The 24,998-nt window shown below is 73.3% G+C and carries 19 protein-coding genes; 13 read left to right on the forward strand and 6 right to left on the reverse strand.

All coding sequences use genetic code 11. The features are described from left to right. Nucleotides 1-10: 10 nt before the first annotated feature. Nucleotides 11-436: a hypothetical protein gene (locus K415_RS0100570; protein WP_024285181.1), complete on the reverse strand. Its 426-nt coding sequence runs from the start codon at nt 434-436 to the stop codon at nt 11-13. A 65-nt stretch (nt 437-501) separates the two neighbouring features. Next, nucleotides 502-867: a hypothetical protein gene (locus K415_RS0100575; RefSeq protein ID WP_024285182.1), complete on the reverse strand. Its 366-nt coding sequence runs from the start codon at nt 865-867 to the stop codon at nt 502-504. 77 nt (nt 868-944) lie between these two features. Here K415_RS0100575 and K415_RS0100580 point away from each other — a divergent pair, with 77 nt between their 5' ends. From K415_RS0100580 to K415_RS0100620, 9 genes are all read left to right on the forward strand, one after another. Next, the gene (locus K415_RS0100580) at nt 945-1,931 is read left to right on the forward strand and encodes an aminoglycoside phosphotransferase family protein (protein ID WP_231494790.1); all 987 of its coding nucleotides are present in this window, start codon (nt 945-947) and stop codon (nt 1,929-1,931) included. Between the two features lie 67 nt (nt 1,932-1,998). Next, nucleotides 1,999-2,883, forward strand: a complete 885-nt coding sequence (locus tag K415_RS0100585; protein ID WP_024285184.1) for an oxygenase MpaB family protein — start codon at nt 1,999-2,001, stop codon at nt 2,881-2,883. Nucleotides 2,884-2,997: 114 nt separating this feature from the next. Next, nucleotides 2,998-4,119, forward strand: a complete 1,122-nt coding sequence (locus K415_RS0100590) for a LacI family DNA-binding transcriptional regulator (RefSeq protein ID WP_024285185.1) — start codon at nt 2,998-3,000, stop codon at nt 4,117-4,119. 204 nt (nt 4,120-4,323) lie between these two features. Beyond that, nucleotides 4,324-5,583 (forward strand): sugar ABC transporter substrate-binding protein, encoded by a 1,260-nt coding sequence (locus tag K415_RS0100595; RefSeq protein WP_024285186.1) that lies wholly within the window; start codon nt 4,324-4,326, stop codon nt 5,581-5,583. 1 nt (nt 5,584) lies between these two features. Beyond that, nucleotides 5,585-6,598 carry a carbohydrate ABC transporter permease gene (locus tag K415_RS0100600; protein WP_024285187.1) on the forward strand — a complete coding sequence of 338 codons (1,014 nt, stop codon included), beginning with the start codon at nt 5,585-5,587 and terminating at the stop codon, nt 6,596-6,598. After that, entirely contained in the window at nt 6,595-7,497 is a 903-nt protein-coding gene (locus tag K415_RS0100605; protein ID WP_024285188.1) for a carbohydrate ABC transporter permease, read from the forward strand. The genes K415_RS0100600 and K415_RS0100605 overlap by 4 nt, the downstream gene beginning before the upstream one ends. Then, complete coding sequence (locus K415_RS0100610) at nt 7,497-10,982, forward strand: hypothetical protein (RefSeq protein ID WP_024285189.1); 3,486 nt, start codon at nt 7,497-7,499, stop codon at nt 10,980-10,982. The genes K415_RS0100605 and K415_RS0100610 overlap by 1 nt, the downstream gene beginning before the upstream one ends. Further along, complete coding sequence (locus K415_RS0100615) at nt 10,979-13,177, forward strand: glycoside hydrolase family 3 N-terminal domain-containing protein (protein ID WP_024285190.1); 2,199 nt, start codon at nt 10,979-10,981, stop codon at nt 13,175-13,177. Before K415_RS0100610 ends, K415_RS0100615 begins: the two co-directional genes overlap by 4 nt. Before the next feature lie 43 nt (nt 13,178-13,220). Beyond that, nucleotides 13,221-14,774 (forward strand): glucoamylase family protein, encoded by a 1,554-nt coding sequence (locus tag K415_RS0100620; RefSeq protein ID WP_024285191.1) that lies wholly within the window; start codon nt 13,221-13,223, stop codon nt 14,772-14,774. Nucleotides 14,775-14,939: 165 nt separating this feature from the next. Here K415_RS0100620 and K415_RS0100630 read toward each other — a convergent pair whose 3' ends face one another. Further along, a complete protein-coding gene (locus tag K415_RS0100630) occupies nt 14,940-16,880 on the reverse strand; it encodes a PKD domain-containing protein (protein WP_024285192.1) in 1,941 nt (646 codons plus the stop codon). 145 nt (nt 16,881-17,025) lie between these two features. On the opposite strand from K415_RS0100630, the gene K415_RS0100635 reads away from it, so the two are divergent. The 3 genes from K415_RS0100635 to K415_RS0100645 are packed head-to-tail and all read left to right on the forward strand — an operon-like array spanning nt 17,026 to nt 20,338. After that, entirely contained in the window at nt 17,026-18,012 is a 987-nt protein-coding gene (locus K415_RS0100635) for an ABC transporter ATP-binding protein (RefSeq protein WP_024285193.1), read from the forward strand. A 2-nt stretch (nt 18,013-18,014) separates the two neighbouring features. After that, the gene (locus K415_RS0100640; protein ID WP_029662887.1) at nt 18,015-19,181 is read left to right on the forward strand and encodes an ABC transporter permease; all 1,167 of its coding nucleotides are present in this window, start codon (nt 18,015-18,017) and stop codon (nt 19,179-19,181) included. Further along, nucleotides 19,178-20,338, forward strand: coding sequence for an ABC transporter permease (locus tag K415_RS0100645; RefSeq protein ID WP_029662888.1), 1,161 nt, complete (start codon nt 19,178-19,180; stop codon nt 20,336-20,338). The genes K415_RS0100640 and K415_RS0100645 overlap by 4 nt, the downstream gene beginning before the upstream one ends. A 24-nt stretch (nt 20,339-20,362) precedes the next feature. Here K415_RS0100645 and K415_RS0100650 read toward each other — a convergent pair whose 3' ends face one another. Further along, the gene (locus tag K415_RS0100650; protein WP_024285196.1) at nt 20,363-21,658 is read right to left on the reverse strand and encodes an NYN domain-containing protein; all 1,296 of its coding nucleotides are present in this window, start codon (nt 21,656-21,658) and stop codon (nt 20,363-20,365) included. Nucleotides 21,659-21,837: 179 nt separating this feature from the next. On the opposite strand from K415_RS0100650, the gene K415_RS0100655 reads away from it, so the two are divergent. After that, nucleotides 21,838-22,611, forward strand: a complete 774-nt coding sequence (locus K415_RS0100655; RefSeq protein ID WP_024285197.1) for a hypothetical protein — start codon at nt 21,838-21,840, stop codon at nt 22,609-22,611. A 19-nt stretch (nt 22,612-22,630) separates the two neighbouring features. Here the strand turns inward: K415_RS0100655 and K415_RS0100660 are convergent, their stop codons facing one another. Both K415_RS0100660 and K415_RS0100665 read right to left on the reverse strand, forming a co-directional pair. Continuing rightward, nucleotides 22,631-23,968, reverse strand: a complete 1,338-nt coding sequence (locus K415_RS0100660; protein ID WP_024285198.1) for a DUF4921 family protein — start codon at nt 23,966-23,968, stop codon at nt 22,631-22,633. Between the two features lie 66 nt (nt 23,969-24,034). Further along, nucleotides 24,035-24,967, reverse strand: a complete 933-nt coding sequence (locus K415_RS0100665) for a S1C family serine protease (protein WP_024285199.1) — start codon at nt 24,965-24,967, stop codon at nt 24,035-24,037. Between the last annotated feature and the right edge of the window lie 31 nt (nt 24,968-24,998).

Raw genomic sequence — 24,998 nt, forward strand, 5'->3', positions numbered from 1 at the left:
CCGGCACCCCCTACCGCGTCGACTGCCCGGTGAGCAGGTCCGCGACGACCTCGCGGACGAGGACCGGGATCCGGGCGGCGCCGACAGCCGCCAGCTCCGCCGCGCGGGCAGCTGCCTCCTGCTGCGCCTCGGTGTCCCGGTCGGCTGCGTCCTGCTGCACCTGGGCCGCCGCGCGCGCCCGCTCGACACCGGCGTCGAGCCGCGCCTGCGCGAGCAGGGCCGACGCCTGCTCACGTGCTGCGGAGACGGTGCTCTCGGCGGCCGCCCGCGCGTCCGCGACGAGCTGCTCGCAGGAGATGACGTCATCCGCCAGAGCGGCGAACACGGGTGCCAGCTCGCCGGCAGGACCCTGGCGGTCGACGGCGGGGACGCCCACGGCCGCAGGCCCCGGTGCCCCGGCTGGGCGGAACCGGTCGAGGATGCTGAGCAACGCCATCGGACGCCTCCGCTCTCGCACTCTCGAGTCTACGAGCGGGCACCCGGCCTCGGCAGCCCGTTCGGCTACTCGCCGAGCACGACGGAGTGCGCACCGGCTGACGCGAGGCACGCCCGGGACTCGGCGTCCGCGTTGACGCACAGCAGGCAGCCCCCGTGCAGCTCGAGCCGGCGCGCGGCCTCGTCGATCACGGCCCCGGCCCGCGGGCTGCGCAGCCGCGCGGCCTCCAGGTCGAGGACCACGAGGGACGCGCTCCCCGACAGGGCGTCCATGAGCGCGTACAGCCGACCGACGTCGGCCCGGCCGAACGAGCCGGCCGGCCGGACCGTCGCGGTGAGCCACGGCACGTCGACCTGGTCGAGCGGGTGAGCGCTCGCGGACCGGGCAGGGCTCGCGGCTACGGCAGGGCTCGCGGCCAGGGCAGTGCTCATCGGACGCCTCCTTCGGGCCGGCGCGGTGCCGACCCGAGACCCACCGTCGCCCGCCAACCTGGACCCTGGCTGAGCGGATGCCGGACACACCCTGTGACCCGCTCGCGGCCGCCGGATGGGGCACGATGGCGGGCGAGGAGGTGGCGATGACCGGCACGACGATGCATGACGACGAGCGCGACATCGACGCCGGGCTCGTCCGCCGGCTGCTCGCCGCACAGCTCCCCCAGTGGGCGGGTCTGCCCCTGACGCCGGTCCGCTCGGCCGGCACCGACAACGCCATGTTCCGGCTCGGCGACGACATGGCCGTGCGCCTGCCGCGGGTCCCCTGGGCCGTCGAGCAGGTGGCGAAGGAGCAGACGTGGTTGCCGCGGCTCGCACCGCTCCTCCCGTTGGCCGTGCCGGAGCTGCTCGGCACCGGCGCGCCCGGTGCGGGGTACGACTGGCCGTGGTCCGTGTACCGGTGGCTCGACGGCGTGGACGCCACCGTCGAACCGGTCGCCGACCTGCACCGCGCAGCCGACGAGCTGGGAGGCTTCGTCGCAGCCCTGCGTCGGGTCGACCCGACCGGTGGTCCACCGCCCGGCGAGCACAACTCCGGACGAGGGGTCCCGCTCGCGGCGCGCGACACGGCGACGCGGGCGGCCATCACCTCCCTGGTGGGCATGATCGACACCGACGCGGCGACCGCGGCCTGGGAGGCGGCCCTGCGCGCACCGGTCTGGGACGGGCCTCCGGCCTGGATCCACGGGGACCTGCACGCCGCCAACCTCCTGGTACGCCAGGGCGAGCTGAGCGCTGTCATCGACTTCGGCTGCCTCGGCGTGGGTGATCCGGCCGGCGACGTGTCGGCCGCCTGGGTGTTCTGCTCCGCCGGGACCCGCGACACGTTCCGGGCCGCCGCACAGCCGGACGACGCGATGTGGGCACGCGGCCGCGGCTGGGCGCTCTCCCCGGCACTCATCGCGCTGCCCTACTACCGGACCAGCAACCCCGTCCTTGCCGGCATCGCACGACGGGCGATCGACGAGGTGCTCGCCGACCGGGAGCACGCGGCCGGCTGACGCCCGGGGGCACGACGAGGCGGACGGGGACGGCGCCGACCGAGCCGGTCCGTGTGACGATGACCGCGTGAGTCCACTCTCCCAGCCGAGGGCTGCCGTCGCCCGCGCCCTGCTCACCCGGGTCGCGGGGCCTGAGGCCGACGCGACCCGGGCGCGCATCCACCACACGCCCGGGCCGCGCCGGTTCGACCCCCGCAGTCCCATCGGGCGCGTGCACGGCGACGCGTCGATGTTCGTCGGGGGCGTGCGGGCCCTGCTCCTGCAGTCGCTGCACCCGCAGGTGATGACCGCCGTCGCGGACCACTCGCGGTACCGCGCCGACCCGTGGGGCCGCCTGCAGAACACGGCCACCTTCGTCGCGACGACGACCTTCGGGACCGACGAGGCCGCGGCACGTGCGGTCGCCATCGTCCAGGCTGTGCACCGCCGCGTGGTCGGCACCACGCCCGACGGTCTGCCGTACGACGCGTCCGACCCGCACCAGCTGGCGTGGGTGCACGTCTCCGAGGCGGAGAGCTTCCTGCTCGCGCACCAGCGCTTCGGTCGGCGACCCCTGGACCGGGCCGGCTGCGACGAGTACGTGGCACAGACCGCCGTCGTCGCGCGGGCGCTGGGGGCGCAGGACCCGCCCGTGACCCTCGCGCAGCTGCGGGCACAGCTCGCCGCGTTCCGCCCCGAGCTCAGGGGGACCGAGGCGGCCCGCGGTGTCGCGCAGTTCCTGCTGCACGACCCGCCGCTGCCCTGGCCCGCTCGGCCCGCGTACGGCCTGATCACCTCGGCCGGGCTCGCCCTGCTGCCACCGTGGGCACGACTCGAGCTCGGGCTCCGGGCGCACCCCGCCCTCGACCGGGCGCGGGTGCTCGGCGGCCGGTCGGTCACCGCGACGATCCGGTGGGCGCTCGACCCGGTCGACCCTGTGCGCACCGGCCCCGGCGTGGCGAGCCGCGACTGACGCGACCGGGGCCGACCACGTCACTCGGACGCGTGAACCACGCCGAAGCCTGGCTCGCCCGTGAGCCGCCGGGTTGTGATGCGCTTAAGGTGGCACTGTCGAAGGGAGGTGACCGTGCCGAAGCGTCCAACCGTCTACGACGTGGCCCAAGCGGCGGGCGTCTCGATCGCCACTGTCTCGTTCGCCTTCCGTCAGCCCGAACGGGTGCGCGCTAGCACCCGGGAGACGGTCCTCGCGGCCGCCCGTGCGCTGAACTACGTGCCCAGCGCCAACGCACGTGGGCTGGCCGACGGACGCACCGGCGCGCTCGGCCTGTACTCCTTCGACATGTTCCTCGAAGCGGTCGAGACCGGGGGCGCGAGGCCCGTGAGCGAGGACCCCGGGCCGTTCTTCGGTGCGGACGCGTCCGAACGGGCGTTCGCCGACGATGCGGACGCCGAGGACTTCCGGGTGTTCCCGCTCTACGTGGACGAGGTCCAGCGCGGCTTCGAGCTCGAGTGCGCGCGACGCGGCCGCGCGCTGCTGATCGGCAGGGGCACGGCCACCGACAGGGCCGGGATCATCGACATCGCGAGCCGGGTCGACGGTCTGGCGGTGTTCCCGGGCGCGAGGTCCGCCGAGCTCATCGCCCAGGTGTCGCGTCGGCTGCCCGTCGTCGCGTTCGCGATGCCGTTCGGTCAGGGCGAGCTGCACCACGTGCAGGTCGACAACGCGGGTGGCACCGAGGCGCTGACCGAGCACCTCGTGACAGTGCACGGCATCACCGACATCGCGTTCGTCGGGGCGCCGGAGATGCCCGACTACGCGGAACGGTTCACCGGCATGTGTCGCGCCCTCACGCGACTCGGCCTGCCTGCCCCGGACGCCGTCCTCGACCCGACGGCCCTGGTCGACGACAACCCGTTCGCCGTGATCCGGACCCTTGCCGCATCGGGTCGGCTGCCGCGTGCCCTGGTGTGCGCGAGCGACCAGCACGCGCTCGACCTCATCGAGGTCCTGAGGTCGCTCGGGGTCGACGTCCCGGGCCAGGTGGCGGTGACCGGGTTCGACGGTGTCGTCGCCGGCCGCCTGTCCGACCCACCCCTGACCACCGTGCGGCAGCCGATGGAGGCGATGGGCCGGCTGGCCGTCGACATCCTGATGGAGTCCCTCGCGAAGCGGGGGGCTGCAGCGCTCGACCGGACCCTCCCGGTGCGGATGGTCGTCCGTCGCAGCTGCGGCTGCCCGTCCGCCTGACCGAGCACCCGCGGCCTGACCGGGCACCCACGGCCTGACCGGGCACCCACGGCCTGACCGGCCACCCGTCCGCACCTCCCGCACCGCTCGGCTTGCGACCTTGAGTCTATGCGCTTAAGGTGCCCCTTAAGGGTCGCTTAAGCGCATAGATCGCTGGCGAGGACGGCCAACGGTGGTCGTCGTACTCAACGGGGAGGACCAACCATGAACAGAACCATGCGCATCGGCGGGGCCACGATCGCGATCGCCGCGCTCGGGCTCACGGGCTGTGGACGCGGGGACGCCGGCGACGGCGGCGGCACCGAGGAGCCGGCCGCAGCCGTGAGCGAGGGCGCCGCGACCGGCAGCGTCGAGGTGTGGGCGATGGGGACCGAGGGCGAGAAGCTGGGCGACTTCGCCGCGGCCTTCGTCGCGGAGAACCCCGACGTGGAGATCAACGTCACGGCCATCCCCTGGGATGCTGCCCACGACAAGATCGCCACCGCGATCGCCGGCGGTCAGACGCCGGACGTCTCGATGATCGGCACCACCTGGATGGGCGAGTTCGCCGCGACCGGCGCGTTCGACCCCACACCCGATCTCATCGACAGCTCGCAGTTCTTCGAGGGCGCCTGGGGCAGCACCGACGTGGGTGGCACGCACTACGGCGTGCCGTGGTACGTCGAGACCCGCGTCCTGTACTACCGCACGGACCTCGTGCCCGAGCCGCCGACCGACTGGGACGGCCTGACGGCCATGGCGCAGGACATGCAGGCCGCCGGCGCCGAGTGGGGCATCAACCTGCAGCCCGGTCAGACCGGCGCCTGGCAGACCTTCATGCCGTTCGCCTGGCAGGCCGGCGCGCAGATGACCAACGAGGACGCCACCGAGTTCACGATCGACTCCCCCGAGTTCGTCGAGGCGCTCACGAAGTACCAGTCCTTCTTCACCGACGGCCTGGCACCCACCGAGCTGCCGCAGGGCTCGCTCGAGCCCGGCTTCATGGCCGGCACCATCGGCTCCTTCGTCTCCGGCCCCTGGCACGTCGGCATCCTCGAGGAGACCGACCCGGCCGGGATGGCGAACGTCGGCCTCGCCCCGCTGCCTGCCGGAGCCAAGGAGGCGTCGTTCATCGGTGGCGCCAACCTCGCCGTCTTCAAGGACGCCGAGAACCGCGACGCGGCCTGGAAGTTCGTCGAGTGGCTGAGCCGGCCCGAGGTGCAGGTCGAGTGGTTCACGACAGTCACCGACCTGCCGTCGGTCGCCTCCGCGTGGGACGACCCGGCCATCGCCGACGACGAGTACCTCAGCGTGTTCGGCAAGCAGCTCGAGACAGCCGTCGCGCCGCCCTCGATCCCGACCTGGGAGGAGGTCGCGAGCGTGATCGACACCGAGCTGGAGCGGCTGACCAAGTCCGGCGCCGACCCGCAGGAGGTCGCCACCACCATCCAGGAGCAGGCAGCGGCCATCGGTACTGGTCTCTGAGATGTCCGCGGACACCGTCGTCCGGCCCGAGGCTGCTGCCCCGGGCCGGGCGGGGCCCCCGAAGACCCGCCGGCACGCTCCGCTCTACTGGCGCCACACCCGGGCGGCGTGGGGCTTCGCACTGCCCTTCGTGCTGCTCTTCACGGCGTTCACGGCGGGTCCGGTGCTCATGTCGCTCGCGATGGCCGTCACCGACCTCCGGAGCAAGGACCTGCGCAACCCGTTCGCGGTGAACTTCGTCGGCATGGAGAACTTCGTCGCGGTCTTCCAGGACCCGATCTTCCGCAAGGCCGCCGTGAACACCGCGTACTTCGTCCTGGTGGGCGTGCCGCTGACCCTCGGGCTCTCGCTCGGGATCGCCGTCGTGCTCAACTCGGGCATCACCCGCCTGAAGACCCTCTTCCGGGTCGGCTACTACATGCCCGTCGTGACCAGCATCGTCGCCGTCGCCGTCGTCTGGCGCTTCCTGCTGCACCCGGACAGCGGCCTCATCAACGAGGTGCTCCGCCTCGTCGGCATCGAGGGCCCCAACTGGCTCGGCAGCACCACCTGGGCCATGCCGTCGATGATCGCGATGGCGACCTGGCGGTCGATCGGCACGCTCATCATCATCTTCCTGGCCGGCCTGCAGGGCGTACCGACCTCGCTGCACGAGGCCGCCGCCCTCGACGGCGCAGGCGCCTGGCAGCGCTTCCGCTTCATCACGCTGCCGACCATGCGTCCGACGCTGCTCTTCGGCGCCGTGATCACCGGCATCGGCTACGTGCAGTTCTTCGAGGAGCCCTTCGTCATGACGCAGGGCGGGCCGCTCAACAGCACGCTCTCCGTCGCGTTCCACACGTACAACCAGTTCGGCTTCGGCAACTACGGGTACGCGGCCGCGATGAGCTACGTGCTCTTCCTCGCCGTCGTCGTGCTGGCGCTCGTGCAGTTCCGACTGCTCGGTGACCGGGACACGCCCAAGCGCCGTCGACGCAAGCCGACGCCCGCCGCCAGTCAGGAGATCGGACGATGAGCACACACACCGACCACGTGTCCCTGCCCCCCGCCGAGCCGGCGGGCCCCCGGCAGCGCCGGACCAAGGAGCACCCTCTGGGTGAGGCGCGCCCGAACCTGTTCGCCTACCTGTTCCTCGGGCTCGGCCTGATCATCGTGATGAGCCCCTTCGTGTGGATGGCGCTCAGCTCGGTCAAGGGCGAGGGCGAGATCCGCCGGGTGCCCCCGACCTGGTGGCCCGAGGCGCCGACGCTCGACAACTTCCGCGAGCTCTTCGACCGCCTCGACTTCCCGCAGTTCTTCACGAACTCGACCCTCGTGGCGGTCGTCGTGACGCTCGGCAACCTCGTGTTCTGCTCGATGCTCGGCTACGTCCTTGCCAAGTTCGACTTCGCGGGCAAGACGCTGCTCTTCCGGCTCGTGCTGGGCACGCTGATGATCCCCGGGATGGTCACCCTGGTGCCGCTGTTCGTGCTCGTCGCGAACATGGGCCTGGTCAACACGTACGGGGGCCTCATCCTGCCGTTCCTGGCCGCCCCGTTCGGGGTGTTCCTCATGCGGCAGTTCTTCCTCGCCATGCCGGACGAGCTGATCGACGCCGCGCGCGTCGACGGTGCGAGCGAGGCCCGCATCTTCGTCCAGGTCGTCATGCCCCTGGCCAAGCCCGCCCTGGCGACCCTCGCGATCCTCACCTTCCTGGGGTCGTGGAACAACTTCCTGTGGCCGCTGGTCGTGGCCACCACCGAGGACAAGTACACGCTGCCCGTGGCGCTGGCTCTCTACAGCACCGGGCAGAACCAGACCGACTACGGCCTGCTGCTCGCCGGTGCCGTGGTCGTCGTCGTACCCGTGCTCATCGTCTTCCTGCTCCTGCAGCGCTACTTCGTGCAGGGCGTCGCGATGACGGGCATCAAGTGATGGCTGCGGCCGACGGACCGCCGTGGGTGCTGCAGGGGGCAGCGGCGTCCCAGGGGGCAGGTGGTCTGCGTGCCGTCGTCGTCGACGGCGGAGCACTCGCGAGCCTCGGGACGGCCGGGCTCGAGCTCGTCCAGCACGCGGCCTCGGCCTTCGAGCCCGGTCAGCTGCAGCTGTGGGTCCGCGACCGCGCCACCGCGCGCACCTGGCCGATGCTCGGGGCGGGCTCCGGCTCGCGGGTCGGGCCCCCGGACGGCCCGGGCGGCGCGCTCGTCGTGCACGGGCAGGCGGACGATGCCGACGGCCGGCTCGCCTGGCGGGCGACCCTGACCCTCAGCGCCGACCGGCCCGCGTGGGCGTGGCACGTCGAGGTCACCAACGAGGGGGCGGGTACGCGTGAGGTGGACCTCGTCCACACGCACGACGTCGCCCTCGCCGCACCGGGTGCCCTGCGGGCCAACGAGCTCTACGTCAGCCAGTACCTCGACGTCACGCCGCTGCACGGCGAGGGGTTCGGCACGGCCCTGGCCGTGCGGCAGAACCTCGCTCAGGCCGGGCTGCACCCGTGGTGCGTCCTGGCCGCCGGCTCCCCGGTGGTCGCCTGGGCCAGCGACGCGCTCGACGTCCACGGCTGGTCCGCCCGGGCCGGCCGACCACCCGAAGGACTGGCGCAGGACCTCCCGTCCCGACGGCGCCAGCACGAGCACACCCTGGTCGCGCTGCAGACCGGTCGGGTCCACCTGCGTCCCGGTCAGTCGCTGCGGACGTCGTTCGCCGGGCTCCTGGTCGACGACCACCAGGCCGCGACGTCCGACGCCGACCTGCCCCGGGTCGCCGAGGCGCTCGAGCTCGCCCGGGCGACAGCGCCCTGGCCCGAGTCCGGTGCGACCACGGGCGCGCCGCCGGTCGCCGGCACGCCCGGCACGCCCGCACCGGCCGGAGGATACGACCGCGGCCGGGAGCTGCCGGTCCGACCGCTCACCGAGGACGAGCTGCACGACCGGTGGCCGGCTCCGTGGCGCGCGGTCGAGCGCGACGACGACGGCACGCTCCTGTCGTTCTTCACCGACGACGACCTGCACGTGGTCACCCGTGCCAAGGAGCTCGGCTCGCTCCGACCGCACGGCACGATCCTGCGCACGGGTGACACCGCCACCCCGGACCCGTGCGCGCTGACGGTCACCGCCTGGATGACCGGGTCGCCGTTGTCCTACCTGACCCGCGGGCACGCGTCGAACCATCCCGTGCTCACGACGGTCCGGGGCTACCTCGGGCTGCACCGCGCCTACGGCCTGCGCGTGCTCGTCGAGGTCGACGGCGGCTGGCGGCTGCTCGACCTGCCGTCCGCCTTCGCGATGACGCCGGACTCGGCGCGGTGGGTCTACGCCGTCGAGCCCGACGGGAGCGACCCGGTCGGCGTGCTCGAGATCACCACCCACGCACCGGCGGACGACCACCGGATCGACCTGTCGGTACGGGTCACGTCGGGTCCCGCCCGGCGCATCCTGCTGGCCCTGCACCTGGCCGCCGCTGCCGACCCCCTGCCCGCCCCGCCGGACGCCGTCGGGGCCGAGCAGCGCGCGGACGGCGTCGTCGTGCGGCTGGACGCCGGTGGCGACGACCCCGGCCGCGAGCTCGTCCTGGAGTCGCAGGACGTCGAGACGCTCGGCGACGACCGGCTGCTGTTCGACGACGGCACCCGGCGCAGCTCCACGGTCGTCACGCTGGTCAGCCGGACCACGACGGCTGTCACCGCCCGGCTCCGGGTCGAGACGGCCGACGACGGCGCAGCGCTGCCGTCTGCCGGTCCCTACCACTGCGCTCGGCGGGAACCGACCGGCCCGACCGTGGGCGCAGCCTGGTGGACCGACGTCACCCGGCTCCGGGTCACCGCCGGCGACGAGGTCGAGCCGCTCGCCGTGAGCCTGCCCTGGCTGGTCCACGACGCCTTCGTGCACTTCCTGGCCCCTCGGGGTCTCGAGCAGTTCACCGGTGGTGCCTGGGGCACCCGTGACGTGGCCCAGGGTCCGCTCGAGCTGCTCCTGGCCCTCGACCGGCTGCCGGATGCCCGTGACCTGCTGCTCAGGCTGTTCGCGGCGCAGAACACCGACGGCACCTGGCCGCAGGCGTTCGGCTTCCTGCCCGGCGACGAGCACTTCCGCCTCGAGCCACCGCACGGCGACGTCCTGCACTGGCCCGTCCTGGCCGTCGGCCGGTTCCTCCAGGCGGCCGGTGACGCCTCCCTGCTCGAGGAGCCCGTGCACTGGTACACCCCGGCCGGCGAGCCGGAGGTGCCTGTCTCGACCGTGCGCACCCACCTGGAGCGCGCGCTCGACCAGGCCCGCGCCGACGTCCTGCCCGGCACCCGGCTGGTGGCCTACGGCCACGGCGACTGGAACGACTCGCTGCAGCCCGCCGACCCCGCGATGGCCCGGACGATGACCAGCGCGTGGACCGTGACGCTGCACCACCAGGCGCTGCGCACGCTCGCTGACGGCCTGCAGACCGTCAGCGGCTACGGCGACCTCGTGGTCGAGCTGCGCGACGAGGCAGCCGGGATCGCCGCGGACCTGCACCGGTACCTCGTGGTCGACGGCGAGCTCGCCGGCTACGCCCAGCTCGACCGCCCGGACGCCGACCGGGAGGTCGCCGTCCGGCGCCTGCTCGTCCACCCCCGGGACACCGAGACCGGCCTGCGCCACGGGTCGCTGCAGATGATCCACGCGCTCGGCGACGGCCTGTTCGACCCGGACCAGGCAGCGCACCACGTCGCCCTGGTGCGCGAGCACCTCATGGGGGTCGACGGCGTGCGGCTGTTCGACCGGCCACCGGCGTACCACGGCGGGACGATGCGGCACTTCCAGCGCGCGGAGACGGCGACCTTCGTGGGTCGCGAGATCGGCCTGATGTACGTCCACGCGCACCTGCGCTGGTGCGAGGCGATGGCGCACTGGGGCGACGCGGAGGCACTGTGGCTGGGGCTGCAGCAGGCGCTCGCCCCGGCCGCCGCCCAGGTGGTCCCCGGTGCTCGCCGCCGCCAGGCGAACGCCTACCCGTCCAGCTCCGACGCCGCAGTCCTGGACCGCGAGGACTTCGCCCTGCGGTACGACGAGGTGCTCACCGGGGCGACCGGTCTCGAGGGTGGCTGGCGCATCTACTCGTCCGGTCCGGGCGTGCTCCTGCGGATCATCACCCAGTCCCTGCTCGGGGTCCGGCGCCGCGGGACGACAGTCCTGCTCGACCCCGTCCTGCCGGCCCGCTTCGACGGCCTGACGGCTGACGTCCCGCTCGACGGCGGCGTGCTCCGGGTGCGCTACCTGGTCGGGCACCGTGGGCACGGGCCGACCGAGGTGCGCCTGGCCGGCCGAGCCCTGCCCGCGACGCGGGCGGAGAACCCGTACCGCCCGGGCGGCCTCGTGGTCGACCTCGGCGACCTCGCCGAGGCGCTGCGCCCGGGTGGTCCCGAGCTGGAGGTCCACCTGCCGTGAGCGACCGACAGTGGACGGCCGCCGACCGCCCGGTCGCCGAACGCGTCAGCGCGCTGCTCGGGGCGATGACCCTCGAGGAGAAGGTCGGCCAGCTGCACCAGGTCGTCAACCCGGACCCCGTGCGCGACGCCACGGCCCTGGCCGCCGGTTCCTTCGGCTCCTGCATCGTGGCCAGCGGCGAGCACGCCGGCAACGTGCGGGATGCCGGCGCCCAGGCGCACGGCGTCAACGCGCTGCAGCGGGCCGCCGTCGAGACGTCGCGCCTGGGCATCCCGCTGCTGGTCGCGCGGGACGTGATCCACGGTCACCGGACGGTCTTCCCCATCCCGCTCGGGCAGGCGGCCTCGTTCGACGCGGACCTGGTCCGGCGGTGCGCGCGGGCCGCGGCACGCGAGGCCAGCGCGGACGGCGTGCGCTGGACGTTCGCCCCCATGGTCGACATCGCGCACGACCCGCGGTGGGGTCGGGTGGCCGAGAGCTGGGGCGAGGACCCGTGGCTGTCCGCACACCTGGGCGCGGCCGCCGTCGAGGGGTTCCAGGGTGGCCCTGGCGGGGCGGGGCTCGCCGAACCGGACAGCCTGGCCGCGTGCGCCAAGCACTACGTGGGCTACGGCCTCGTCCAGGGCGGCCGGGACTACGCCGAGGTCGACGTCGGCCTGTTGACCCTGCACAACCGCCACCTGCGCCCCTTCGCGGCAGCCGTCGACGCGGGTGTCGCCACGGTGATGACCGCCTTCCACACGCTCGACGGGACGCCGATGACGGCGCACGCAGGGCTCGTGCGCGGGCACCTCAAGGCCGACCTCGGCTTCGCGGGCGTCGTGGTCAGCGACTGGGACGCCGTCGGGGAGCTCGTCCTGCACGGCGTCGCCGCGGACACCCGGGAGGCGGCCGCCCTCGCCCTCCTCGCCGGGGTCGACGTCGACATGGTCACCGGGGCGTACCGGGCCCACCTGGCCGGACTGGTCCAGGACGGCCGGCTGACCCAGGGGCTCGTGGACGACGCCGTCGCTCGGGTGCTGACGGTCAAGCTCAGGCTCGGGCTCTTCGAGGACCCGTACACCGACCCGGCTCGTGCCGCGACCGTCCAGCTCACCCCCGACCACCGCGCTCTGGCACGCGAGGCGGCGGCCGGCGCGACGGTGCTGCTGCGCAACGACGGCGTGCTGCCGCTCGTCGTGGGCCCGGGCGGAGCACGCCACCTGCACGTGACCGGACCGCTCGCCACGGCACGCGCCGAGCTGTTCGGCACCTGGACCCTCGACGGACGCCCCGAGGACGCCGTCACGATCGCCGACGCCGTGCGCGAACGCTTCGCCGGCGACGGGACGACGGTGACCGTCGACGACTGCCGCTTCCTCGACGAGACGCTCGTCGCGGCACGCGTCGCCGACGTCGTGGTGGCCTGCGTCGGCGAGCACCCGATGCGCAGCGGTGAGGCGAACTCGGTGACCTCGGTGGACCTGCCACCTGGCCAGCTCGAGGCCCTCGAGGCGCTCGCCCGGGTGAGTCGCCGCCTGGTCGTCGTGGTCCTGTCGGGGCGCCCGCTGGCCCTGGAGCGCCTCGAGCACGTCGGCGCGGCGCTCCTGCTCGTCTTCCACCCCGGTGTCGAGGGCGGCCACGGCATCGTGGACGTGCTGGCCGGGGACGTGCCGCCGCGCGGCCGGCTGCCGGTGACGCTGCCACGGTCGACCGGACAGGTCCCCCTGCACCACGACCACCTGCCGACCGGCCGGCCCCTCGACCCGGCCGGCCCGGTCGGGCGCTACCGCGACCACCGGGACACCCCGCTGCACCCGTTCGGCTTCGGGGCCGGCTACTCGGAGGTGACCTACGGCCCGGTCGGGCTCTCGTCGCCGACGCTCGCGCCAGGAGGAACCTTGCAGGTCAGCGCCCGGGTCGCGAACGTCGGGGCGCGACCGGTCGCCGAGACGACCCAGCTGTACGTGCACGACCTCGTGGCACGGGTCTCCCGACCGGTGAGCGAGCTGGTGGGCGTCCGACGGGTCGAGCTGGCCCCGGGCGAGGCCCAGGACGTCACGTTCGACCTCGACGCAGGAGATCTCGCCTACCTCGACGCGCACGGCCGGCCGTGCAGCGAGCCGGGGACCTTCACGATCCGGATCGCCCCGCACGCCGGCGGCGGCACCACCACCTCCTTCGAGCTGCTCGCGGGAGGTGCGGAGAGCACCTGACACGGACCGATCGACCGATGACGTTCGACGAAGGGACACCCCCATGACCAGACCCCGGCGTTCCCGCATGACGGCACTGGCCGTCGCTGCGCTGGCCTGCACCGCACTCATCGCCCCGTCGGCCCCGGCCGTCGCCGGACGTGGAGGCGGAGGCGGGCACCATGACGACCGCGCGACGCTCCTCAAGTACGCCACGGACACCTGGGCCTCGTTCGACGCCATGGTGGATCCCGCCACCGGGCTGCCCGCCGACAACGTCTCGGGCGACCTCGACCCGGCGAGCCGGAGCGGCTACACCTCGCCCACCAACATCGGCGCCTACCTGTGGAGCACCGTCGTCGCCCGCGACCTCGGCATCATCACGCGCAGGGACGCGCGCGACCGCATGACGCAGACCCTCGGGACCGTCGCCGCCCTCGAGCGGCACGAGGACTCCGGGATGTTCTACAACTGGTACGACGAGGGGACAGGCGCCAAGCTCACCACCTGGCCCACCGACGGGAGCACCGTCTACCCGTTCCTGTCCAGCGTCGACAACGCGTGGCTGGCGACCGCCCTCGTGCTCGTGGGCAACGCCGAGCCCCGGCTCCGCGACGAGGCCGAGGCCATCCGCTCGACCATGGACTTCGGCTTCTACTACGACCCGCAGGTGCGCCAGCTGCGTGGCGGGTTCTGGGACCAGCAGCCCGCCGACGGGGCGGCCGTGCTCGACAACTATCGGGATCGCGGACCGGACGTCTGGTACACCGGCCACCACTACGGGACCCTGAACACCGAGCCCCGGATGGCCAGCTACCTCGGCATCGCGTGGGGGCAGATCCCGCCCGAGCACTACTTCGCGATGTTCCGGACCTTCCCGGACGCCTGCGACTGGAGCTGGCCCGAGCAGCGGCCGGTCGGCCAGTGGGAGGAGTACCTCGGGGTGCCCGTGTTCGAGGGCGCCTACCGCTACCGCGACATGCAGATCGTGCCGACCTGGGGCGGCAGCATGTTCGAGGCGCTGATGGTGGACCTCTTCGTCCCGGAGGCCGAGTGGGGCCCGCGCAGCTGGGGCGTCAACCACCCGCTGACGGTCCGGGCCCAGATCGAGCACGGCATGGATGAGGCCGGCTACGGCTACTGGGGCTTCTCCCCGGCGAGCAACCCGGACGGCGGCTACCGCGAGTACGGCGTCGACGCGATCGGGATGGAGCCCAACGGCTACACCTCCGACCAGGAGCGCACCGTCGTCGACCCGGGCTGGGACGACCCGGCGTGCACCCGTGCGCCGAGCACGCCCGCTGCCTACGGGGAAGGCGTCGTCACGCCGCACGCCTCCTTCCTCGCCCTGCCGTACGCGCACGACGACGCGCTCGCCAACCTGGACAAGATGGACACCGAGCTCGGCGCGTACGGACCGGGTGGCTTCTACGACTCGGTCGAGGTCAGCAGCGGCACGGTCGCGGAGCGGTACCTGTCCCTCGACCAGGGCATGGTGATGGCGGCCATCGGCAACGAGCTGCGCCACGACGCGGTCCAGCGGTACGTCATCCGCGGCCCGATCCAGCAGGTGATCAAGCCGCTGCTGGGCATCGAGGAGTTCAACGCCGCCGGGTGATCGGCGGCTGACCGGCACGGCACCGGCAGGTGACCCGCGGGGCCGGGTGCGACGCGATGCGCTGCACCCGGCCCCGCGGCTGCGTCCGCCGTCCCCGGTCGCGCGACGTCGTCCGCAGCCCGGTCGCCGAGATCGACGGCACCGCCCGCTGACGGCCGCCCGGTCTCAGGGGCCGGCCGGCGGCACCGCGAGGAGATCGTCCAGCCGCAGGGTGATCGGCGTGTTCGTCGCCGAGGTCGACAGGTAGCTGTTGATCCCGATCGAGCCGGCCACCTGGAACGCCGCGGTCGCATCGGTCGTCGATGCCTGCCAGGTGCTCGGCTCGGGCTGACCGGCCTTCCACACCCGGGCGCGGAGCGTCGTCGGGTTCGTCCCGCTGACCTGCATCCGGACGCGGATCGTATCCCCGGGGCCGTACGTCAGCCCGGCCAGGACGGCGCTCGGGACCAGTGTCGTCTCGGTGCTGCCGGTCTTGCGCGCAAGCGCGAGGGCGACCGAGCCGTCGGCCCGCAGCCGGACGTTGGCCCGGTACTCGCCCACTCCGGCCACGCGGCGGCCGCCCACCCACAGATAGAGGCCGCCGCCGGTGGGGACCTTGTCGATGGTCAGGGCGAAGGTCAGGTCCGTGGCGGACGACGAGACCGCCGGCAGCGAGACGTCCGGCCCGGAGCCCGGGGTCGGCAGCCGGATGATCCCCTTGCCGTCCGTGACGGCGTAGTTGGAGGCGCTGCCCGTGGCGCGCCAGGCGCCACCGGTCTCGGCGGTGCCCAGTCCCGTGGCCACGGTGCGGCTGAACGTGTCGGCGGCGAAGGGCACCGGGCCCGACGCGGTGGGCGTCACGGTGCGCGTGGTGCTGGCCGAGGCGCCGTCGTCGTCGATCACGGTGAGAGTCACGGTGTAGGTGCCGCCGGTCGCGTACTGGTGCGTCGCCGTGACGCCGGAACCGGTGGTGCCGTCACCGAAGTCCCAGCCGTAGGACGCGATCGTGCCGTCCGGATCGCTCGACCCGGACGCGTCGACGGCGCAGTCGAGCTGGGTGCACGACGTTGTGAGAGCCGCCGAGGGCGGGATGTTCTGGGGTGGTCCGCCGGCACCGATCGTGAAGGCGTCGGTGAAGGTCCCACCGGATGCACGAACGAATTCGGCCGACAGCGAGGTCGCCGTGACCTGCACGTCCAGCACCCCCCAGGTGGCCGTGTCCAGTCCTGAAGCCGCCGCGAAGTACGGCGCGTCGGGGTCCGCGGGGAAGACCGGGCGCTGGTCGATACCCCCCGTCCCTACGGTGGCGAAGACCGTGCCGGCACCCTTGGCCAGCTCGGTGTCGGCGTCGGCTATGCAGTCCGGGTCCGCGACTCCAGGCACCAGCGCGGCGCACCCGGCGCCCTGTGCAAGCTGCTTGGTCCGCTGGTACAGGTGCTCGTGACCGCTCAGCACCAGGTCGACCTTCTTGGCCACGAGGAGGTTGAGCAGGTCGGCACCCGAGTCGCACCCGTACTGCCCGATCGACAGGCACGGCTTGTGCATCCCGACAACGACCCACGGGATGGCCGCGGCCCGCGCACCGTCGATCGCTGCAGCCGTCCAGGTGTACCGCGAGCTCCCGGCGGTGTACTGGTAGGTCCCGTCCGGGAAGTCCAGGCCCGGCGAGACCATGACGAAGCGCACCAGCGGATCGGTTGCCGGAACGTCGACGTACCACTGCCGGCCGTAGGTCCCCACGAGTCCGGGGAGCTGGTTCGGCAGGCAGGCCGAGAAGTCGTTGATGTTGCCGTTGATCCCGTCCGACTCGTGGTTCCCCGCCACCAGCTCGAACGCGGAGCCGGCTCCCACGTACCCGGTGACGAGGTCGCACCAGGCCTGCTCGGTGCCGGTCGCGGCGTACGAGAGGTCACCGAGCGCGAGGTTGAGGTCGGGGTCGATCTGGCCGATGGTGCCGAGCACGGCTCTGGCGTTCGGGTTGCTGGCGTAGTCGCCCGCCGCGGTGAAGCGGAGCGTCGCCTCCCCGGCGACCGCCTGCGGGACCGGGGCTCCTGCCGCGAGCCCCGTCAGGACCAGCGCACTGGCGGCGGCTCCTGCGGTCACGATGCGTGCGATGTGCCGAACCATGTGGACCTCCCCGGTCGCGGCCGACGCCGTCTCTCCGTGGTACCCCATATCAGGACAAAAGGGAACAGCTGGCGTCGGCCGAATCCTGGGACCGGTGCCACCGGAGGTGACACGATGGGCACCCGAGAAGAGGGCCGGTGACGCGATGACGACGAGCACGAGCCACGCTGCAGCGCCCTCGGCGAACACCCTGGGCGACGACGTCCTGGTGGTGAAGAACCTCGTCCGCCGGTACGGCGACCTCACCGCCGTCGACGGCGTCTCCTTCCGCATCGCCCCCGGCGAGACGTACGGACTGCTCGGACCCAACGGCGCCGGCAAGACCACGACGATCTCCGTCGTCGCCGGGCTGATCGCCGCCGACGAGGGCACCGTGACAGTCGTCGGACGGCCGATGGGACCGCGCCAGGTGGCGGTCAAGGCGCACGTCGGACTGGTCCCGCAGGAGCTCGCGATCTACCCGGAGCTCTCCGGCCGGGAGAACCTGATGTTCTTCGGGCGCCTGCAGGGGCTGCGCGGGAAGGACCTGGGTGGCCGGGTCGCCGAGGTGCTCGACCTGATCGGCCTCGCCGACCGCGCGAAGGACGCCACCAAGGAGTACTCCGGCGGCATGAAGCGCCGGCTCAACATCGGCATCGGGCTGCTGCACCGCCCGACCCTGCTGATCCTCGACGAGCCGACCGTCGGTGTCGACCCGCAGTCACGCAACGCCATCCTCGAGTCGGTCGAGGCGCTGTCGGTCGAGGGCATGGCCGTGCTCTACACCACGCACTACATAGAAGAGGCCGAGCGGCTCTGCGACCGCATCGGCATCATCGACGCCGGACGTCTGCAGGCCGAGGGCACCCGCGCCGAGCTCATCCGCCTGACCGGCGAGGTCGACCGGATCCACCTGCAGGGCTCGGGCCAGGTCGTGGCGGCGGCCGAGGCCATCCGGGCGCTGCCGGCCGTCGACCAGGTCGACGCCGACCGCCGCACCCTGGCCCTGACCGTGCGGGACGCACCGACGGCGGTGGCCGGGATCGTCACGGCCGCCACAGCGGCGGGCATGACGCTGTCCGACGTCGAGATCACCCGCCCGAACCTGGAGTCGGTCTTCCTGCAGCTCACCGGCAAGGCCCTGCGGGACTGACGATGCGCCCGCTGTGGATCATGACCGCGTCCGACCTGCGGCAGCACGTCCGCGACAGGTCCGTCGTCATCTTCGCGCTCATCGTGCCGCTCGCCCTGATGCTCGTCTTCAACGTGACGTTCGTCGGCTCGCAGGACGTCGAGCTCGACGAGATCACCGTCGCCTGGAGCGCGCCGGCCGACGACGAGCTCGCGGCCCACGTCCTCGACGCCGCCCTGGGCCTGGACGCGATCTTCGTCCGGAGCATGCCGATGGTCGCAGGCGAGGTCCGCGCCGCGGTGGAGTCCGGCGAGGCGGCGCTCGGCGTCGTCGTCCCCGAGGGCTTCACGGCTGCGGTCACCAGCGGCGAGGCCGTCGTCGTCGAGGTCGTCCAGGGCGAGGACGGCGGCATCGAGACCGCCGTCGTCATCTCGGTCATGCAGAGCGTCCTCGACCAGCTCGCCGCCGGGACGGTGGCCGCCACGGCCGGCGCACAGCTCGGTCTGCCGGCTGAGCAGCTCGCCGCGATCGCGCAGACGGCGGCCACCGCCGGACCCGCGATCACCCTCACCGAAGGACGCGCCTCCGCGGAACAGCTCAGCGGCTCCGCGTCGCTGGTGGCCGGGCAGGCGGCGCTCTTCCTGCTCTTCACCGCAGGCTTCGGCGTCCTCGGCCTGGTCGCAGAGCGCGAGCAGGGGACGCTGGCACGGCTGCGGTCGATGCCGATGCGGCGCGGCCTGGTCGTCGCCGCCAAGGGTCTGGGCAGCTACATCCTCGGCGTCGTCGCCACGACCGTCCTGCTGGTGGTCGGCAGCCGGCTCTTCGACGTCTCCTTCGGTTCGCCGGCCGCGGTGGCCGTGCTCGTGCTGTGCGTCGTGGCCAGTGCCGTCTCGTTGATGTTCGTCATCGCGCGGGTGGCCCGGACGGCGGAGCAGGCCAGCATCGTCCAGTCCATCCTGGCCCTGGTCCTCGGCATGGCCGGCGGCTCCTTCTTCCCGATCACCGGCTCGGGGCTGGCCGGCCTGCTGCTCGACCTCAACCCGATCGCGGCGTTCCTCCGGGGCCTCGGCATCACCTACGGCGGCGGCGGCCTGGGCGCCATCGGCACGCCGGTGCTCATCATGCTGGGCTTCGCGGTGGTCTGCGGGGCGGCATCCCGGCTCGTGCCCGATCGGGGAGGCGACCGATGAGGGCCGTGCTCGCCATCGCGGCCGTCGAGCTGCGCCGCTTCCTCAAGGACCGGTCCAACATCTTCTTCACCTTCATCTTCCCGCTGCTGCTGGTGCTGCTCATCGGCTCGCAGTTCGGCGGCAGCAGCCGGGGACAGGTGGCTGTCGCCGGGCCGGACAGCGCCCTGCGCACCGCTGTCACGACCGCGCTGGTGGCCGACGGCCTCGACGTGACCGGCACCGACGAGGGCGGGGTCCGTGAGCAGGTGGCCCGAGGGCGCTCGGACGTGGGCATCCTCATCCCGGTCGACGCCGCCGCGGCCTTCGAGGACCACACGGACCTCCGGCTCGACGTGATCCCGAGCTCGCAGGCCGGCTCGCAGGCCGTCGCTCAGCGGGTGCGCACGGCTCTGGGCGGTGTGGTCACCGAGCAGGGGCAGCTGGCTGCCCTCGCCGCCGCCGGTGTCGAGGAGAGCCCCGCGCGCAGCGCCCTGCTCGCCGCAGCCGGGTCCGCGACGCCCCCGCGGCTCGCGGTCGCGGACGTCGACGAGGTCTCGCAGGAGTTCGCCGGGCTCGGCCAGTTCGGCGTCAGCGCCGCACCGCAGCTCCTGCTGTTCGTCTTCCTCATCTCGCTGGCCGGCTCGGAGAGCCTCATCCGGGCCCGACGCTCGGGGGTCATGAGCCGCACGCTCGCCGCACCGGTCTCGACCACGCAGGCCATCGCCGGGCAGGGGCTCGGCCGGCTGGCGATCGCCACCTTCCAGGGCGGCTACATCATGGCGGCCACCGCCCTGCTCTTCGACGTGGACTGGGGCAACCTGGCCCTGTCGCTGCTGGTCATGGTCGTCTTCGCGCTCGTGGCGGCCGGCGCAGCGATGGTCGTCGGCTCCGTGATGGACAACGACAGCGCCGCGGTCGGGGTGGGCATCGGCCTCGGTCTGGTCCTGGCCGCCCTGGGCGGCAGCATGCTCCCGCTCGAGCTCTTCCCCGACAGCCTGCGCACCATCGCCCACGTCACCCCGCACGCCTGGGCCTACGAGGCGTTCGCCGAGATCCAGCGGCACGAGGCCACGCTCGCCGACATCCTGCCCCAGCTCGGCGTGCTCGCCGGGTACGCCTCGGTGCTGCTCCTCGCCGGGGCGTGGCTGCTCCGCCGCAGTCTCGCCCGGGCGATCTGAACCGGCCGCCCTGAACCGGCCGGCCTACCGCTTGAGCAGTCCCCCGCCGACCCAGGCGCGGATCGCGGCGACGTCCTGCGGGCTGAGCTCCATCCGGGCACCGCGGCACAGCCCGATGACGTTGTCGGCCCAGGTCTCGGCGACCTTCTTCGCGGTGGGCTTGGCGTTCAGGTCCAGCCCGGCGTAGAGGATCCCGGCGATGACCGTGTTGACCGAGCCACGGCCGATCGGCGCACCCGCGGCCTGGCAGGCGTCCCGCACACGCTTCGCGGTGACCGGCCGGTCGAACGGGACGGTGTTGACGTCCTGCGCCAGCGCGGTGAGCAGGATGCCGTAGCGCTCGGTCGGCAGGTTCGGGATGTCGGTGACGTCCACCACCTGACGCTGCAGAGGCGGCAGGGCGACATCGCCGACGTTCGGGAGGTCGGCCTCGCTGAACCGCTTCGGGTCCCACACGAACCCCGGCGCGGGACGCGTCGCGGCTCCCAGCTCGGGGACCACGCGGGCCAGCCACGGGAAGAAGCTCCCCATGCCCTCCCAGCCCGACGTGATGACCGACGGGTCGGCCCGCTGGGCGGCCTGTGCCACCACGCCACCGGTCATCGGCCGATCAGCCGTCCGCACCAGCCGGAGCACTGCCTTGCGCGCCTGGCCGCTCGGGGTCGCGGCGGGTGCCTTGGCCGGTGCGCTCGGCGCCTGGGCCCGGGACGTCGCACGCCGCGGCTCGACGACCGCCGCTGCGGGCTCGGGCGGCACCGCCGTCTCCTCCAGCGCCGGCTCGGGGTGCTTGACCAGCTCGGCGAGCTCGTCCGCGGTGACGACGGTGTCCGCCACGGCACGGTAGGCGCTCGCGGCCGGCCCGGCGGTGACGATCGTGACCCGCCGGTCGGCAGCCCGGAACCGGAGCGCGAGGGGCGTGAAGTCGGCATCGGCCGAGAGGATCACGAACTCGTCGTACCGGGTCTCCGCACTCAGGGCGTCCACGGCGTCGAGCACCAGGTTGATGTCGGCGCTGCTCTTGCCCTGCTGGGTCAACGACGGGCAGTCGACGACGCTGAAGCCGGCGCGCGTGAAGTTCGGCCGGAACTGCGAGAAGGCCGACGGGTTGAGGTAGCAGGCACGGACGAGGAACCGCCGGGAGAACTCACCGTCGGCGTCGTTGCCGGTCTCCAGGCCGGCGAGCCAGTGCGCCGGGGTGCCGGCGAACGCCTCGGCGGCCGCCGGGTCGAGCCGCTGCAGACCGATGTACACGTTGTCGAAGTCCACGAACAGGGCACATCGCAGGCGGCGAACCGGTTCGGTGCTGTCGATCATCGTCATGACCGCATCCTCCCCTGTCCGCACCGGGGACGCACACCATCGGCGCCCGGCAGGTCATCGGCAGGTCGTCGGCCCGTCGTCGGCAGGTCATCGGCAGGTCGTCGGCAGGTCATCGGTACGGCCGGGGATAGGTTCGGACCTGCGCCCCCGACGGGCGACCTGGCACCGAGGAGACCCGCATGGACCGCACCGCCCTGCTGCTCACGCGCCTCGACGAGATCGGCAGCGCCCTGGAGCGCAGCGGCCACGGCGTGGCCCTGCTCGCGCTCGGCTCGGTGGGCGTCGAGCTCGACCGGCTGGACGAGTACTCCGACCTCGACTTCTTCGCCGTGGTCGAACCCGGCACCAAGCAGCGCTACATCGACGACCTCGACTGGCTGACCGCCGTCGGCCCGGTCGCGTACTCGTTCCAGAACACTCCCGACGGCCACAAGCTGCTCTTCGCCGACGGGGTGTTCTGCGAGTTCGCGGTGTTCGAGCCCGCGGAGCTCGAGAAGATCGCGTTCGCGCCCGGACGGGTGGTCTGGGCACGGGCCGACGTCGACCCGACGCTCCTGCAGCCGACCGCGACCCGGCAGCCGCCGGCCCTCGACGTCCGATGGCAGCTCGGGGAGGCGCTGACCAACCTCCACATCGGGCTCGGGCGCTTCCGGCGCGGCGAGAAGCTCTCCGCGGCCCGCTTCGTCCAGGGCCTCGCCGTCGACCGCGTCCTGGAGCTGGCGGGCGCGATCGAGCCCGAGGTGCCCGCGCACCGTGACCCGTTCATGAGCGATCGTCGGGTCGAGCAGAGACTGCCCGGGCTGGCGGCGCACCTGCCGACCTTCGTCCAGGGCTACGAGCGCACCCCGGAGTCGGCGGAGGCCATCCTGGTCTTCCTCGATGCGCACTTCGACGTCGACCCCCGGATGAGGGCCGCCATCCTCGAGCTCTGCGAGCCGGCCCCCGGCCGATGAGCACTGTCGCTGCGGGCGATCAGCGCACGTACCGCAGCCGCCCCCGCCGGCCCGTGCACTCGTCGCCGACCCGCATCGGCTCGACCGCACCGGCATCGCGCAGCGGGACCAGCGCGGCGACCACGCGGTCGCGGAGCGTGAACGGGTCGAGGGTGTTCACGTTGATCTTCGTCCCGCCCTCGAACCCGGCGAGGGTCGACACCCGCCACTTGAGCACGATGTGCCAGGGCATCGGCACGTCGACGTCGGGCGGACGGTGCTGCCACTCCTCGTTCGTCGGCACGGCCGTGCCGGTCGCCGCGTGCAGGGCGTGCAGCAGGTCGGACACCGCGCGCACCTCGTCGTCGGTGTGCTCCCACGGCAGGTGCCGATCGCTCGTCGAGTAGACCTCCAGCGAGGGGTAGCGGTGCCCGACGCCGGCCACGGCGACCGCGCGCTCGTTCTCGGCGACGACCAGCCGGTTCGCGACGGCGTGGTCGACGACGAGGTTGAACACCCCCGGCCGGCTGCGCTCCCGGGCCAGGATCTGCTCACCTCGAGGGCCGTGCTCGTCGATCGCCACCAGCTGCTTGTGCAGGTGGTCGAACGATGCGCCGGCCGGCCGGAGCCAGTTCTGGAAGACCGCGACGTACCGCGCGTACGGCTGGGCGGCGTACAGCTCGGCCGCCGCCTGGGCCGTGAAGGCGACGTACCGATGGTGCTCGTCGGGGGTGAGCGTGCCCGAGCCGGCGAGCTCGTCGTCGTAGACCGCCCCGTCGACGAAGTGCCGTCGGGCCACCACGACGTCGTGCGTGCCGGCGAACAGGTCGACACCCCGCTCGAGCCGGGTCTCCTCGGGCGTCGCGGCCCACTCCTGCTCGGTCAGGCCGTCGGCGGGCAACCGCCGACGGAGGATGGCCAGCACGTGGTCGCGGCCCTGCGGCGTCGCGGTGTAGGCCGTGGCCCGCGCGACCAGCTCCGCCGGGACCTGGTAGCCGTGGTTGGCGCGCCAGTAGCCCGGAGCGAGGATCTCGAAGAGGTTGGGGATGCGCCGGAGCTCCGCGACAGTGCCCTTGAGCTGCTCGGCGGGCACGTCCCGCAGCACCGTCGGCGCACCGTCCGCGCCCAGGACGAGGCGCGCCTTCTCGGGCGGGACGTCCAGCGGGCGGTCCGGGCAGAACGCGCAGTACCTGTCGCGTGCGCGGCCGAGCAGGTTGCGCTCCCCGGCCGGCGCCGCGAAGGGCCGGTGCGCGCGGCCGGGCACCGTCCAGACGACCGTCCCGGTCAGCGGCGAGACCTGCTTGATCGTGCCGTCCGGCAGCCGCACGAGCGCAGCGGGTGCCACGTCGGGGACGTCCGGGACGCCGAGGTGCTCCACCCGCCCACCCTAGGAGATCGGCGGCACGGCGGCGGGGAGCCCGTCGCCGGGTCGGCCGCCGGCCGGTCAGGTGTCACTGAGCTCGCGCGGCAGGGCCAGGACGTCGACGAGAGCACCGTTGCGCCACACGGTGACCTCCATCCGACGGCCGATCGCGCCCTCGACCATCAGCCGCTGGATCTGCGTGGTCGACGCGACGGTCCGGCCGTCGACGGCCACCACGACGTCGCCGCGCCGCAGACCCGCGACCGCAGCAGGGCTGCCGCCGACGACGTCGGACACGTGCAGGCCGGTGCGCCGGCCGAGCTTCTGCGCGAGGGCCGGCGGGAGCGGCGCCTGCGACCCGACGATCCCCAGCCAGGCCCTTCGGACCCGCCCCTCGGTCATCAGCGTGGTGATCAGACCGCGGGTCGTGTCGTTGATCGGCACGGCCAGCCCGACGCCGATCCCGGCGACCGCCGTGTTCACGCCGACCATCCGGCCCGAGCTGTCCGCCAGCACACCGCCGCTGTTGCCGGGGTTGAGCGCGGCGTCCGTCTGGATCACCTCGTCCACGACCCGTCCCGCCCGGGTGGGCAGCGAACGCCCGAGGGCGGAGACGATGCCGGCGGTCACGCTCCCGGCCAGGCCGAGCGGGTTGCCGAGCGCGACCACGAGCTGGCCCACCTGCAGCGCCGACGCGTCGCCGAGCACGACCGGTGGCGGCACCCCTCCGCGCGCACGCAGGACCGCAAGGTCCGAGAGCGGGTCCCGCCCGACGACATCGGCCGTGACCTCGGTGCCGTCGGTGAACGACGCCTCCGCCGTGTCGCCGCCCGCGACGACGTGCGCGCTGGTCAGCAGGAACCCGTCAGGCGTCAGGACACTGGCGCTGCCCGCCGCGGGCCCTCGCTCCGTGCGCACGACCAGGCTGGCGACGCTGGGCAGGACCGATCGCGCGACGCGGACCACGGCGGTCGAGTACGCGTCCAGGAGGTCGTCCGGCTGCTCGGTGCCCATGCCTGGTCAACCCGGTGCAGCGGCCCGTCCG

The sequence above is a fragment of the Cellulomonas sp. KRMCY2 genome (genome assembly GCF_000526515.1).
Classification (GTDB): domain Bacteria; phylum Actinomycetota; class Actinomycetes; order Actinomycetales; family Cellulomonadaceae; genus Actinotalea.